This is a genomic window from Paenibacillus sp. GCM10012306 (genome assembly GCF_042649265.1).
Lineage (GTDB): Bacteria > Bacillota > Bacilli > Paenibacillales > Paenibacillaceae > Paenibacillus_AQ.
In genome coordinates, this window is the sequence record NZ_JBHRYW010000007.1 from 211,272 (window position 1) to 225,974 (window position 14,703).

The following is a 14,703-nucleotide window of genomic DNA, read 5'->3' on the forward strand; positions in this document are numbered from 1 at the left end:
TCTGTCCTTCCCAGAAGTCTAAGCGTTCATTGTAACACAGAACAGGTTGATCTCCTGCAGGACGGGAGATCTCTACTCTCGACCTGACAAAGTATCAACCTGTCTCTTCGCGCTATGGGACTAATAATTGAAGCAACTGATCTTATCGAGGTCTATTGAATCAGAGGCAGCGAAATGACAAACTGTGTACCCTCATTCAACCGGCTGCTGACAGAAATGCATCCTCCGTGATTTTTGATAATCCGATCACTGACTGACAATCCCAGACCCGTCCCATTCTCCTTAGTGGTAAAGAAGGGGCTGAACAACCTGTCCAAGGTGAGGATATCCATACCCTTACCGTTGTCGGAAATAAAAATGCGGACCTCCGCACCTTCTCTCCGTGCGCCGATCTCGATTTTACCCATATCACTGTCTATCCGGTCTGTAATCGCTTCCATTGCATTTCTTATCATATTCAGCACCACCTGCTTCACCTGCTTGACGTCTACAGATATGATCAGGTCGTTTTGAAGTTGATGCAGATTGATCTGGCAGCCCTTCATTAGCGCTTCGCTCTCTGTCAAAAGCACAACCTCTTTAAGCAATGCTGACACTGAGATTATTCCGACTTGAGGTACAGAGGGTTTGGAGGAGGTCAGAAATTCATGTATAATATCGTTCGCCCGGTCTATTTCGGCCAGTATAATTCTGGCATACTCTTCTTTGCCAAGTTGGTGCAGGTGTGGACGGAGCAATTGGATAAAGCCGCGGATTGCGGTCAGGGGATTGCGGATTTCATGAGCGATGGACGCGGACAGCTTGCCTAACATAGCGAGATTGTCATTTTGGTAGGCGGTTTGCTCGATCAGCTTGTAATCGGAGATTTCCTTCACCGTAAAGAGATAAGAGCCTTTCAGTTGTTCCCCCGAGGACAGGGTGACTCTCCAATAACGGCCGAATTCATCAATATATTCATAACTCGACTTCCCCTTGTAGACGGTCTCACGGTATATGCGGAGTACAAGCCTCTTCTTGAAACGGCTTAGCTGAACATGGGCCAGCAGGTGAGACATCGTGCATCCAACCAACGAACTGCGTGGCAGGTCTAGCATCCCGTACATTTGCTTATTCACAAAGCTAAGAACTCCCTCTTCGTCAAAAAGCATAATCCCGCTGTCAATGTGCTCCAGAACATCTTCAAACGTCGTATCCAACATTGCAGATTGAAACGTTCTTGCCGTTAAATGCAAGCTTTCTTGAAATTGGCTTATCACGATACGAAGTTCCCCCTTCTACTGCAAATGACGAAGCGCTCAACGACATCAAATGACTATGTATTTGAGTATATGACGAAGACGCCAGAACATTCGGTAATCGTTCATTGTTATCCAACCGTTTCAACTATATTCCAATCATATCCAAGTGGAGAAGACAACGCAATCAGAGAAACTGTCGAATGGTAAAAATATTCATAAAATGATACATAAGACATAGTATTTTTTTCAATCTAGATAAATTTAGTCCCGAAGCAGCAGAATTAAAGGGGACATACGTTCCTGATTTTACATAAATAACGATTTACAAAGCGATTTTTGACAAAACAAAAAGAAAACCTCTGCACCAGCAGAGGCTCTTTTCTCATAGAATATCAGTATGTGTTGGCTTATGCCTTTTGCTGAAGACGGTGACGCCTTTGGCTCATGACAGCCAATCTCTTCTTCAGTTCACGTTCCCACTTGTCATCCTGAATCTGCTTAGCAACAGCCAGCAAGTCGAGCGCCATGTCAATTTGGCTGCGGACGATCGCCAAAGGGTCCTCACTCTCGACATTGATGACATTCTCGAAGACCGATTCATCGTCCTCCATGACGTAATCCTGGAAATCCACATCAGTTACGCCATCGCCATGCGCATATTCAGCCAGGATCTCATACTCGTTCTCAACCTTATAATGTACCTCAACCCGGTGGCACACCGGGCAAAAAAGCAGGGGAACATTATGGACTTGCGTGCGATAATGTTTTAGGGTTCCCGTTGTTCCTACCATACTCGCTCCACAGCAAAAGCTCATGATTGTTCACCCTCCTTGGATGTTCAGAAATTTATAAATCACGTATTATTGTATTGTATTTCGCTTTCATGCCGGAGATTCCTCTCCTTGAAGCTATATATTTAGCCTTAATGCCCAATTTCAATCGGTTTTTTATAAAAAGACAAGCGATCGGGAGCAAAAAACCCCCTTGTCGGGAAAATCCCGCAAGGAGGTCCTTGTTAGCTATCAAAGATCACAATGCTGAATGAACGGATTACAAGTTCTTGTCGCCTGGTTTCCAGTTCATTGCGCACAATCCGCCGGATTGCAGTGCTTGAAGCACACGAAGCGTTTCTTCTACGCTACGGCCTACATCATTGTGGTTAACGACTTGATATTTCAGTTCGCCTTCTGGATCGATGATGAACAAACCGCGCAGAGCGATACCTTCTTCTTCGATCAGGATGCCGTAGTCTCTAGCAACCTTCTTCGTAAGGTCAGCGGCAAGCGGGAAGTTCAATTGGCCAAGGCCATTGGAATCCTTAGGTGTGTTGATCCATGCTTTGTGGCTGTGGATCGAGTCTGTGCTGGCACCCAGAATTTCAGTGTCAAGCGCCGCAAATTGAGCTGCAGCATCGCTAAGAGCTGTGATCTCAGTTGGGCATACAAATGTGAAATCTAGTGGATAAAAGAAGAATACAAGCCATTTACCACGGTAATCGGACAAGCTAACCTTTCCGAAATCCTTACCATCACCCGATACAGTCTCCAAAGTGAAATCCGGAGCCGGTTTACCTACCAAACGTTCTGCCATTGCTTATTCCTCCCTTGATTATGTAAGAAAAACAATAGTCTGCATGATTTCCGAAGAAAATCAAGAAGCTGATGTCTTTCTTGAATTTTGATGGACAGTTACTGTCTTGTTGCTACATACCAAATGGTATCATCGCACAAAATCAAAGTCAATATTACAGTCATTATTTTTTTATAATAATTATAAATAAGCAATTTTCTGTGACGTTTCAGTACATGGTACCGGAATTATCAGAGCTCAGAGAGAAGGCGGTAACGTTCCTTTAGGCTTTGCGGATAGCAGCCGCAATCAGGTCACCCATCTGCGTGGTGCTGATCGCTTGGCTCTTATCTACAGCAATGTCGCTTGTACGGTGACCTGCATCCAGTACTTCCGCTACTGCCGCTTCAATGGCATCTGCTGCATCTTCATAACCGAAGGTCAAACGGAACATCAAGCCCAGGGACAGAATGGTCGCGATTGGATTGGCAAGACCTTGGCCTGCAATATCAGGCGCGGAGCCGTGTACCGGCTCGTAGAGGCCGTAGCTGCCTTCTCCCATGGAGGCGGAAGCCAACATTCCGATGGAACCTGTCAGCATTGCTGCTTCATCACTAAGGATATCTCCGAACATGTTCTCGGTAACGATAACGTCGAAGCTCGATGGACGACGCAGGAGCTGCATCGCACAGTTATCCACCAGTACGTGCTCGAGCTCAATGTCCGGGTACTCAGGAGCCACTCTGTTCACTACCTCACGCCACAGGCGGGAAGTCTCAAGCACGTTGGCTTTATCTACACTGGCCAGCTTCTTGCGGCGTTTGCCGGCAATTTCGAACGCTTGGCGCACGATACGCTCAACTTCTGTAACATTGTATACGCAAGTATCCACTGCTTCTTCGCCATGCTCACCTTGACGACGAAGCTTGTCCCCGAAGTAAATGCCGCCTGTCAGCTCGCGCACGACCATAAGGTCTGTGCCTTCCAGCACTTCCGGTTTCAATGTAGAGGCATCTTTCAGACAATCAAAGACGTTAGCAGGACGCAAGTTGGAGAACAGTCCTAGCGCTTTGCGAATACCCAGCAGACCTGTTTCCGGACGCAGCTCTTTAGGGTTGTTATCCCACTTCGGTCCGCCTACAGCACCCAGCAATACAGCATCTGCACTGCGACAGATCTCCAGCGTATCTTCTGGAAGTGGTGTGCCTCTCTCGTCAATGGCAATGCCTCCGAACAGCGCATGCTCTGTTTCAAACTTGTAGCCGAACACTTCTTCTGTTACCTTCAATACTTTTTCCGCTTCAGCCACAACCTCAGGTCCGATTCCATCCCCTGCGATTACCGCAATTTTCTTAACCTCGCTCATTTCAGTCACTCCTCAAGTGGTCTGCATTCAAGCAGACATAGTTCTTCTTTATATTGTTGTATCACAATGGGCTATAAACAACAAAGATATAAATTCTATTGAGGTTATAGGCACAGCCTATAGGGATACTCTTTTCAAATGGAGAGATTTACGCCTGGATTGCTGCTTTACATCTTGGGTTATCTCTGCCCTCACAGTCCGTCGTCATTCCTCGGTCGGTTACTTCCAATCGTCTTGTCATAAATGTACAGATCAAGTGCTGTTATACCTCTGCGGGCAAGCTTCACAAAGAGTACAAAGGCATACAGACCCATTCCAAGCGAAGCCAACCATAACAATATACCGAATATACTAAGTCCATCCAATAAGAACCATCCTCCCGATGTGCTCGACATTCCAACTCCCCCTTAGAAATATAAATTTCTATGAATATCATGACTGTACTAGATCTGTAACAATTTGTATATGAGCTTCATTATTGTTAGTTGCACAGCCCCATGGGTATAAATTAGTTCATGCACAAATATTCCCTTATGCATTTGCTCTTGCCTTAAAAGTTGGTTACAATTAATAAGTAAAAGAAAAAGCAACCGGTTTCGCCCTATTTCAAATTCATTGAAGGAGTGATTGCACCGTGCAATACGCTAAGCTTGGTAAATCAGGCATGCAGGTTAGCCGCCTCTGTCTGGGAACGATGAATTTTGGCCCATCTACGGATGAAAAAGAAGCATTTCGGATTATGGACGCCGCGCTGGATGCAGGGGTCAATTTTTTTGATACCGCTAACATTTATGGTTGGGGTGAGAATTCCGGCCTGACAGAGACCATTATCGGTCGTTGGTTCAAGCAGGGTGGCGGACGCCGGGAGAAAGTTGTTCTCGCGACCAAAGCTTATGGCTCCATGAGCGACAAGCTGGACGGCCCCAATGATGAAGCTGGTCTTTCCGCCTACAAAATCCGCCGCCATCTGGAAGGTTCCCTGAAGCGTCTTCAGACCGATCACATCGAGCTGTATCAGATGCACCATGTGGATCGCAGTGTGTCCTGGGACGAGCTGTGGGGTGCCTTTGAGCTGGCCGTGAGCCAAGGTAAAATCGACTATGTCGGCTCCAGCAACTTTGCTGGCTGGGACATCGCTGTTGCTCAGCAAGAAGCTAAGGCCCGCGGATTCCTGGGACTTGTCTCCGAGCAGCACAAATACAGCCTCACCTGCCGCCTGCCGGAGCTTGAGGTGCTGCCAGCCTCACAAAGTCTCGGCCTTGGCATCATCCCTTGGAGCCCACTCGACGGAGGTCTGCTGGGCCGCAACGCGCTTAAGAAGATCGAAGGCAGCCGCAGCGGTGGTAACACGGAGCGCGTAGAGCAGTACAAGAGCCAGCTTGAGGCATTTGCCGCGCTGAGCCAAGAACTGGGTGAGCCACAAGACAATATAGCATTGGCTTGGCTACTGGCTAATCCAGCAGTCACCGCACCGATCATTGGGCCGCGTACACTGGAGCAGTTCGAAAGCGCACTGCGCAGTCTGGAAATTGTACTGGACGAGTCCGTACTGAAACGTCTCGACGAAATCTTCCCTGGCCCGGGTGGAGAAGCACCGAAAGCCTACGCCTGGTAAGATTGCAAGGTAGGATGAACCTGACTACATTGCTAGTCCGGTATCTATAAAGCAAACCTATCTTCAACAAAGGGAGCTGTCTCTTCCCCGGTCTTGTACCGGAAGAGACAGCTCCCTTTAACATTGCTCTGCTATTCTGTCGTATCAGCGGTGATACCGCCATTACTAGTTGAGATAGTAATTTTATAAGTACCTTTGCCGACTTTAGCCGTACCGCTGGTATCGTTTCTGCGGTCCCAATTCACATTGCCTTTGAGTGAATTGTTACTGGTGTCCGCGGAGATAGTGGCATCTGTAGCCTCAGGTATTCCGAGAACCACGGAACCATTGCTCGTTGTCAGACTCCAATCCCCGGTTATCCCGGAGTTAACCGTTATTTTGCCATTACTGCTCTTGGCAGTCAGGGCCCCATCGACTTTATCAAGCGTCATCGATCCGTTAGAGCTGGACAGCTCCACCTCGCCCTGGATATTTTTCACCGTAATCGATCCGTTACTGGAATGGGCTGTTAAGCCACCGGCAATATCATGCAGGTTCATCGCCCCATTGGAGGTGTCAACCGACAAACCAGACTGAAGCCCGGAGGCTTCAACAGAACCGTCTCTGGTGATGACCTCGACCGCCAGATTCTGGGGCAGACTCACATTCAGGTGCGGACCTTTGTTATAGAAACCGAACTGTATATTGGAAAGCCAGTTATTGTTGCCTGCTAGCCTCAGAACCAGTGTATCCCCTTGGACCTCGATCTCCCATTTCTTATCCAGATTACTCTTCGCTTCACTCTCTGAATCGCCGGGAATTAGCAGGCTCCCCTCATATTGAACGTTGGCCTTCTCAGCTTCTCCCTTTACGTTCACTTTGCCATTCGGCAGCTCAATCCTGACCGCCTTGATCTCAGAGCCCGCCTCTGCCGTTCCGCTCATCTCCACCAACTGATTATTGCCGAACACTCCACTCAGCGAGCCTCCAGCATAAAGCGACTGACCTCCACTTGCAGCAATGAGAAGAATGATTAGAACAATAGCCCACCCGCTTACACGGCTTTTGACATCTGAGCGAAAAAAGAGTCTAAGCAGCATCTCCAGACCGAACAGGATCAGCAAAGCGGGCCACAAAAAGCCCAAGGCAGCGTAGCTCAACATACCGTACTGGGCCAACGCAATAATAACGCCAACCGCGATACAGCCGATCGCTGCGGTGAAACTTCCGATTTTCCATCTACTCATTGACATAACTCCCCGTTTCTTAGGCTCTTGAATTACCCTTGAGCAGTTTCAGCCCATAGCCAATCAGCACCAGTGAGAGTAGAATTGTGCCGAAATTGATCTCTGATAAAATATCCCACAATCCTGGAAATGCTGTAATCATAAGTAGCAGAATGCCGCCAACAACACAGCCAATCCCTACCCAGGCCGGGTTCAGGTCTTCCTGCGGATATCCCGGCATTGAATGCAGATCCAGCGTCCACGGAGCGCCGAAGCCATCTGGCTGGAACATCATCCGTTCATGCTCTGCTGCTGCAATCTTCATCCAAGCCGCTTTTTGCAGCGCATCAAACAACTGATAGAACCACAGTGCCGCCAAGGCGAACGGAAAAATCATCGGCTCTGACGGAATGCAGATGATGCAGATGGATGCTCCGATCATAAACTGCAGACCCTGCTTTTTGAATCCAAGATAAAGATGCCCCACCCCTGGGATCATCGCCAGAAAAAAGGTAAGCCAGCGTCTCTTTCTAATCATACAATATCCTCCCATAATTTGTAATGTGCTAATCTTTGCGATTTCAAATTAAGCGTTATTTATTGGCTTTGAACCATGAATTCACTGAGGTTGACACATGCCCATTAATCTCCGTGATTCCGTAAGCCAAATTCTCAAAGACTCCGAGCTGGAGCAGCAGGAACGTCAGGCAGGCCGCAAGGCCATAGTGCATCCAAGAAGTTTTGGGCGCAAACCGTCGTCTTGCCAGCGTTCCTGTAACCATACGCTCTCTTCGCCCGGCTTCCAGCGATTCAATATGAGCCATCACATCTGTTTTCAAATCGGGATAATCCATAGGTTCCTCAAAATCCGGCAGCCGGACTTCCATATCCATCCACAAAACCGACATTTCCCTGGCTTCCTCCAGCCACTGGGCACAATCAGGACAGGACTCGATATGCAACCTGATGCTCAGCTCCATCTCTGGAGACAGCTGACCGTCTATATAATGCGGCATCCATTCTTTAACTGTTGCACAATTCATCGCCATTCCTCCCCTTGTTTGCGCATCATCTGTCTGGCACGATACAGCTGCGATTCCACTGTTTTGACGGAAACGCCTCGCTGTTCGGCTATTTCCTGATAAGAGTGCCGCTGAAAATAGTATAGCTGCACAACCGACCGGTACGGTTCTGCAAGGCTGTTCAAATTCTCATCCAGTTCAGCAGAGGCCTCTTTGCGAAGCGCTGCGTGCTCTGGGGTCTGCGACGTCACCCAATCATTCTCTGTGTACTCAGCCATACTGCGATGCCGCCACTCTCTGTCGTTAGCCCGTTTCCAGTCCAGACAGGTTCGGTAGGCAATTCTGTACAGCCAGGTGGAGAAGGAGGATTGTCCCCGGAAGGAGGGGAGCGCTTTGTAGGCCTTGATGAAGACCTCCTGGGCCATATCCTTGGCGGATTCGGCTTCTCCTGTAATCTTAATACATACTCTGTACACCATGCCTTGATAGCGTTCCACCAAATGTCCGAACATTTGATGCTCGCCTCTCAGCACAGCGGATATCCATTCCGCCTCTTCCAGTTGTCTCCCCTCCTCCTGCTTCTTTTAGTTAGACGCCCGGCAACGCGACTTCCCTGCAAACTTTTCGCACATTTTTAATTTGCGTTCAAACAATTTCCAATCATATATATAACAGCTTAGTACTATTATAGAGGGAATGATGCCGTCTTTGTCGAATTAACCTTTGTATTATAGCTATGAGATAAATCATTCTGAGCACGATGCTTTTTCTGGTCGTAATGACCGCCCTTGAATGTTTCGCAACCGTATATAAAGCATACCAGATCAGCTTCAGCCTCCTGAATGCTGAATTTTTTTGAGCGAAAGCTTGAACTTATGCGCGCTTATTTGTACATTGAGAAGGAACGTTTTGTACGGTCTTGCAAGAAAAAACTAAGTCTGAGTGGTGGGATAGTAATGATCCAGGCAATTCTAGTGGACGATGAGCGGCTGGCCTTGATGAAATTGGAGCATATGCTTAAGGAACTGGGGACAGTGAATGTAGCGGCCACGTACACGGACCCTGTAGAAGCGGTCAGAGAAGCAGGAAAGTGGAAAGCCGACGTTATTTTTCTGGATATTGATATGCCGGAGATGAACGGCCTGCAAGCTGCAGAAATCATGCATGAGCATACCCCGGAAGCTGATATTGTATTTGTGACAGCTTATAACAATTATGCCTTGGAAGCATTTGAAGTCAACGCGCTGGACTATGTACTGAAACCTGTTATCCGTGACCGGCTTTTAAAAACCATTAGTCGTCTAGAGGAACGGACACAACGAGTGACCAAGCAGGTAGTCTCCTCGGATACACTCATGGTCCGCTGCTTTCCTACCCTGCGTTTTGAACGGGGAGGCGTTCATCTAAGCGCAATTCGCTGGCGGACTAACAAGGCACAGGAACTGTTCGCTTTTCTGCTCCATAACCGCAATCGTTTTGTTAGCAAAGACACGCTGATCGATATGCTGTGGCCGGACTTTAATTTAAAAAAAGCTTCAACCCATCTCTATACAACGATCTATCAGGTCAGACAATGCTTGAAGCAGGCCGGCATAGAGCTGCAGATCAACAATGTCAGCGGCGGGGAGGGCTACACTCTGGAGAGTGGTACGATGCTGATTGATTCTGCCCAGTGGGAAAACGGCATTCTAACGCTTGATCCCATCGAGGATAGCAATTTCAATGATCATCAACGATTGTTCGATCTGTATTCTGGAGATTATTTTGGGGACTATGACTATCTGTGGGCGGAAAGCGAACGACAGCGGCTTCGGACCATTTGGTTACATCATGCCATCGGGATCGCCGAATATTACATTGGCAGTGGACGAATTCCTGAAGCTGTAACCGTCTATCAACGGATCGTCCAGCTTCAACCCTATTTTGAACAAGGGCACCTGGGCCTGATGAAGATCTATGACAGTATTGGGGAGCGTTCTGCGGTGGAGGAGCAATACAAAGCGCTCACAGAACTGCTAAAGGATGATCTCAGCACCGAACTGCCGTCCAATATTGAACACTGGTATACCGACTGGAAGCTACACAACCTGAAACAGTTGTAGAGAAAAAGAATTGCCCCGTAACTCATCCTATACAAAGAAGCAAGCCCATCTCCGTTGAATCTGGAGATGGGCTTGCTTTTATCTAGACCTTTTTAATATCTCGTGTCGCTCTTATCTCTACTCCTGTTTGCCGCCTCTTCTGAATCTTCTGCTGAGTACATAGCCGAGAATAATCAGAGATCCACCAGCCAGGTAGATTGGAAGCGGGCTGTCTTCGCCAGTCTTCGGCAATACGGCAGGTTTTCCACCTTTGCCTTTACTATTACCATCTGGCTCTCCTGTTACCGTTCCCTTTGGTACTTCCTCAACATCAATTTCGATGACGACCTCTTCTTCATTTCCATCTTTATCGGTCACGATGATCGTGAATTTGTCTTTTCCGATAAAGCCTGGGTCTGGTGTATAAACCCACTTGCCGTTTGGCGTCAGGGTGACCTTGCCGTGTGTCGGTTTATCACCGATACTTGGCACACCTCCAAGTGGAATCTCACCTTCAATTGGTACTTCTTCGGTCGTTGTCTCCTGCTTCACAGGCGGTGTCACCTGCGGAATAGCTGGTGTTGCCGGAGTTGTCGGTTGAGCAGGTGTTGTTGTTGGACCTGCACTTGGTACAACTGTCGGCGTTGCCGAAGGAGTGGACGATGGCGTTACTGAAGCACCCGGTGACGGTGATGGCGTTGGTGTCACAACAACTCCTGGTACAGGAGTAGGTGTTGCTACCGGCTCAAATGTCGATGTCGGCGGCAATGTTGGTGCTGGTGTTGCTGTCGGTCCATCAGTAGGCGGCGCTACCGTAGGTGTTGCACTGGCCTCAGGCGTAGCAGAAGCTGTCGCTATTGGCGTTGGTGACGGTGTTGCTGTCGGCACTACCGTTGGCGTCGGTGTCGGTGTTGCTACCGGTGTTGGTGTCGGTGTTGCTGTCGGTACTACAGTTGGCGTCGGTGTCGGTGTTGCTACCGGCGTTGGCGACGGTGTTGCTGTCGGTGTCGGCGACGGTGTTGCTGTCGGCGTTGGTTTCGGTGTTGCTGTCGGTGTCGGCGACGGTGTTGCTGTTGGTGTCGGCGACGGTGTTGCTGTCGGCGTTGGTTTCGGTGTTGCTGTTGGTGTCGGCGACGGTGTTGCTGTCGGCGTCGGTGTCGGTGTTGCTGTCGGCGTTGGTTTCGGTGTTGCTGTTGGTGTCGGCGACGGTGTTACTGTCGGTGTCGGCGACGGTGTTGCTGTCGGCGTTGGCGACGGTGTTGCTGTCGGCGACGGTGTCGGCGACGCTGTTGGTGTTGGTGTCGGCGACGGTGTTGCTGTCGGCGACGGTGTTGCTGTTGGTGTCGGCGACGGTGTTGCTGTCGGTGTCGGCGACGGTGTTACTGTTGGTGTCGGTGACGGTGTTGCTGTTGGCGACGGTGTCGGTGTTGCAACCGTTTTGTTGGTTGCAGTTACGTCTACTGTCGTTGTGCTGTTGATAGTTGCTTCATACGGTGTTGCATCAAGCACATAACCGGTAGGAGCTGCCTTCTCAATCAAAATGTATTTACCACTAAGCAGCTTCGTGAATACAAGAAGCCCATCGGTATCAGTAGTGCCTTCTTTAATCCATATTTTATCTGCATCTACCACACGGTACAGATCAAATGTTGCACCACTGAGTAACTTGGTACCATCGTTCTTGTCTACCTTCTTGAGCTTCAGTTCTCCTCTTACGCCACTACCTGTACCGGATCCACTAGAGAGTTTTACTGTAATCTCCTCATTTTTATCCTTTACAGTTATCTTTACGTTTTTACCACTGAAGCTTACCTTATTGCTGACCTTGTCATTATTTTTGGCTACGATCAGCGATTGGTATTCCAGTACATATGCCTCTGAGATATCCTTCAAGAAACTAAGTTTGAAACTTTCCTTACCGTCGTTGTCTGTAGAGATGACCAATTTGTAATCTGTGCCTTCAACCAGTTTGATGTTGGTCGGTTTAACATTACCCTTGTCATCTACTGTTGTTTTAAACAGATTGAATGTATTGGACAACAGTATTTGGTTTTCACTCGGTACGTCGTTAATTTCAGCTTCTTTTACAAAGGACTGATTACGATTAATATAGATGGTCCAGTTAATTTTGTTACCATCTTGCACGCCACTCTTGGTTACATATTCCCCACCCTGCGGAATATTCACGGAAGCTTTCAGATTTTGCGACTCTGCTGTGGTACCATTCAAAAGTTTTGCCGTGTTATCTACTTTATCTACATCGATAGCTTGATCTGTAAATGTTGTATCGAATTCCACATAGAACGCATAGTCGATAGGTTTTTGGAAGGCTACCTTCAGCGTACTGCCGACCAGGGTAACTTTGTAATCCTCATTAATTTTCAGCGTCGTTCCAAGAGTTGGATCACCATTCTTGCCATACTCCCATTTGTAAACCTTCAGGGATGCCAAATCGACATTCTGGCCGGCAGTAATAGTATCTTCCAGTACAGCTGCGGCGAGTGTCTTTTTGTTATAGTTCGCGCCAATGCCCCAAGTAACTTTCTTGGTAATTGCATTATAGGAGCCGAACTTTTTACCGTTGTTCTTCACTTCTTCTCTCGGATTAAAGATGGAGGTAGCATCCTTGCTCCGCTTAGTCGTCTCCCCATCTTCTTTCCATTCTATGCCGGCTTTATTAAGAAAATCATATTTCCCTTGGGCCAACCAATCATAGTTAAAGTTTGTGGTGTAAGTAATGGTATACGGCTCAGTTACTGGCTGTGTAAAGGTGATGATAAAACCATCGGTGGCAGCTGGAGGGGTAGTCTCCTTATACACAACATCATAGACTGATGGTGCTGCTCCGCTTTTGGTGGTTACTTTCAACGAGTTTCTATCCAGTTTAAGTCCGGCATTCCCGAAGGTATCCGTTACAACCAGATCATTCATTTTCTTGCTGTCATCATTAATATTGATCGTCCATTGCAGTGTCTTATTAGCATAATCAATATTGCTATAACTTTTATGAAGAATAACCTGTTCCGTATTTCGTGGAACTGTCTTGGTTTCTCCATTGTAAGTTACACTGTTCTGAACTGATCCATCATCGAATACACGGCCGTTTGCTTTGGTCTGGTATTCAATCCGATAGGCAGAGCTGATATCGTTATTAAATTGCAGCTTGAAGCCATTCGTTCCCTTATCGGTATCGGTAAGAGACGTGATTGTATACTTGCTTGGATCCAGTGGAGTATTGCTCTTGGTAGCCTTTCCGTTACTGTCAATTGTAACTGGATATACTTTCAAGGAAGTAGCGATCAGATCATGCGAGTTGTTAAAATAATCTTCTAGTACTGCCTTAGCAGAAGGAATTGTTTTCTCATTATAGTTGAAGTTAATCCCCCAGCTAATGATCTGATTATTCTTATCGTATCCTGTCGTCACTTTATCCAAAGGTTTGCCGCGGCCTACTGTAACAGTCGCCTGGCTTTCTTTAGAAAATCCACCGGTACCACTAAAGATACCCTTATTCACAAAGTTAGTCAGATCGCTTCCGGCGGCGTTAATATTCGTGCTAAACGCAATCCGGTAAGCTTTTGTAATCGGACTGTCTGTAAAGGACAGCTTCAATTCACCCGTGCTTGAATCTCTCGTAGTGAACTTGCTACTGTCAACCTGACTGCCTTGAGTTACCTTACCATCTACGTCCACGTTTAGTTCGTAAACAGTTATGGAATTCTGATCCAGATCCAGACCTGTGGGGAGTGCATCCGTTACCGAAGCCCCATAAACACTATCCAGTACTTTGTTCACATCGATAGTCCAATCGATGCTAGTAGCATTGTAAGCTTGTGGCTTGGCCGTTCCTTTCTTCTCCACCGTGGAGCTACCCTTCGGTTTCAAGTTTAATTCAATGGTTTGTGTACCACCCTTGATCGGGAAAACCAAGGTCTGCTTTGTAGAGCCTGTAATTTTCTTGGAGCTCAGCAGAGACCTTACAGTAAATGTCCCCCCTACATTATCATGGCTTTCAATGTAACTATTGAACGTAAATACGACCTTGTTCGTATTCTTATTCACTGAATAAGTGCCCACCGTCACACCGTCAAAATCCAGGGGGCCATCAAGGTCATTATACAATTCAAACTGGTTGGGAAGATCAAAGGTATACGTAGACCCGTCGGTGTACTTATGACCGTTTGGAAGTTCCCAGGTATACTTCAATTCTGAGTATGAATCGAGCTGATACACGTTCCCAGTTACCGTCTCCGAGTAGCTATCATCCGTGTATACCGCAAGTGAAACACTAGTAATCAGATTCTCACTGATGGCGGAACTTTCAGCATGTGCCTGTGCATTGAAGCCAAAGCCGGAAGTCCATTGAGTCACAAGCAGGATCACAATCAGCCATGCGCTAACTCTCCTCTTGAACATCTGTTTCAATATCCTCCTTTTCTCTTCATTTCTATGTGGTTTCTAGGTTGAAGCTTTTCGTTCCAGATTCCCTTACCGGATTACGCTACCTTGCTAGAGAGAGTCTCTCTCCCGGCGCTCCTCCTTTCGCAACTCTTCCTGGATGCCCTTGCCATGAAAAGCTCAAGCTATCAACTCATTTTAAATATTAC

At 47.5% G+C, this 14,703-nt stretch carries 12 protein-coding genes; 2 read left to right on the forward strand and 10 right to left on the reverse strand.

The window, feature by feature from the left end:
* Positions 1-152 precede the first annotated feature (152 nt).
* The 5 genes from ACFORK_RS16850 to ACFORK_RS16870 all read right to left on the reverse strand — a co-directional run bounded on the left by ACFORK_RS16850 (position 153) and on the right by ACFORK_RS16870 (position 4,568).
* Positions 153-1,256, reverse strand: a complete 1,104-nt coding sequence (locus ACFORK_RS16850) for an ATP-binding protein (RefSeq protein ID WP_379200932.1) — start codon at positions 1,254-1,256, stop codon at positions 153-155.
* 389 nt (positions 1,257-1,645) lie between these two features.
* On the reverse strand, positions 1,646-2,053 hold the full coding sequence (locus ACFORK_RS16855; protein WP_379200934.1) for a hypothetical protein: 408 nt from the start codon (positions 2,051-2,053) through the stop codon (positions 1,646-1,648).
* 235 nt (positions 2,054-2,288) lie between these two features.
* Entirely contained in the window at positions 2,289-2,828 is a 540-nt protein-coding gene (locus tag ACFORK_RS16860; RefSeq protein WP_379200936.1) for a peroxiredoxin, read from the reverse strand.
* Between the two features lie 262 nt (positions 2,829-3,090).
* Positions 3,091-4,173, reverse strand: coding sequence for a 3-isopropylmalate dehydrogenase (leuB, locus tag ACFORK_RS16865; RefSeq protein WP_379200938.1), 1,083 nt, complete (start codon positions 4,171-4,173; stop codon positions 3,091-3,093).
* A gap of 191 nt (positions 4,174-4,364) precedes the next feature.
* Positions 4,365-4,568 carry a hypothetical protein gene (locus ACFORK_RS16870; RefSeq protein WP_379200940.1) on the reverse strand — a complete coding sequence of 68 codons (204 nt, stop codon included), beginning with the start codon at positions 4,566-4,568 and terminating at the stop codon, positions 4,365-4,367.
* A gap of 239 nt (positions 4,569-4,807) precedes the next feature.
* Between ACFORK_RS16870 and ACFORK_RS16875 the strand changes: the two genes are divergently transcribed.
* On the forward strand, positions 4,808-5,788 hold the full coding sequence (locus ACFORK_RS16875; protein WP_379200942.1) for an aldo/keto reductase: 981 nt from the start codon (positions 4,808-4,810) through the stop codon (positions 5,786-5,788).
* Positions 5,789-5,919: 131 nt separating this feature from the next.
* Here ACFORK_RS16875 and ACFORK_RS16880 read toward each other — a convergent pair whose 3' ends face one another.
* From ACFORK_RS16880 to ACFORK_RS16895, 4 genes are read right to left on the reverse strand one after another with little or no spacing between them, the layout of a single operon-like run.
* Positions 5,920-7,014 carry a LiaF transmembrane domain-containing protein gene (locus ACFORK_RS16880; protein WP_379200944.1) on the reverse strand — a complete coding sequence of 365 codons (1,095 nt, stop codon included), beginning with the start codon at positions 7,012-7,014 and terminating at the stop codon, positions 5,920-5,922.
* A 19-nt stretch (positions 7,015-7,033) separates the two neighbouring features.
* Entirely contained in the window at positions 7,034-7,531 is a 498-nt protein-coding gene (locus tag ACFORK_RS16885; protein ID WP_379200946.1) for a hypothetical protein, read from the reverse strand.
* A 55-nt stretch (positions 7,532-7,586) separates the two neighbouring features.
* Positions 7,587-8,036: an anti-sigma factor family protein gene (locus ACFORK_RS16890; protein WP_379200948.1), complete on the reverse strand. Its 450-nt coding sequence runs from the start codon at positions 8,034-8,036 to the stop codon at positions 7,587-7,589.
* Positions 8,033-8,575 carry an RNA polymerase sigma factor gene (locus ACFORK_RS16895; protein WP_379201249.1) on the reverse strand — a complete coding sequence of 181 codons (543 nt, stop codon included), beginning with the start codon at positions 8,573-8,575 and terminating at the stop codon, positions 8,033-8,035. Before ACFORK_RS16895 ends, ACFORK_RS16890 begins: the two co-directional genes overlap by 4 nt.
* Before the next feature lie 396 nt (positions 8,576-8,971).
* Between ACFORK_RS16895 and ACFORK_RS16900 the strand changes: the two genes are divergently transcribed.
* Positions 8,972-10,117, forward strand: a complete 1,146-nt coding sequence (locus ACFORK_RS16900) for a response regulator (protein WP_379200950.1) — start codon at positions 8,972-8,974, stop codon at positions 10,115-10,117.
* 117 nt (positions 10,118-10,234) lie between these two features.
* Here ACFORK_RS16900 and ACFORK_RS16905 read toward each other — a convergent pair whose 3' ends face one another.
* Positions 10,235-14,512, reverse strand: coding sequence for a collagen binding domain-containing protein (locus tag ACFORK_RS16905; protein WP_379200952.1), 4,278 nt, complete (start codon positions 14,510-14,512; stop codon positions 10,235-10,237).
* Positions 14,513-14,703: the final 191 nt, after the last annotated feature.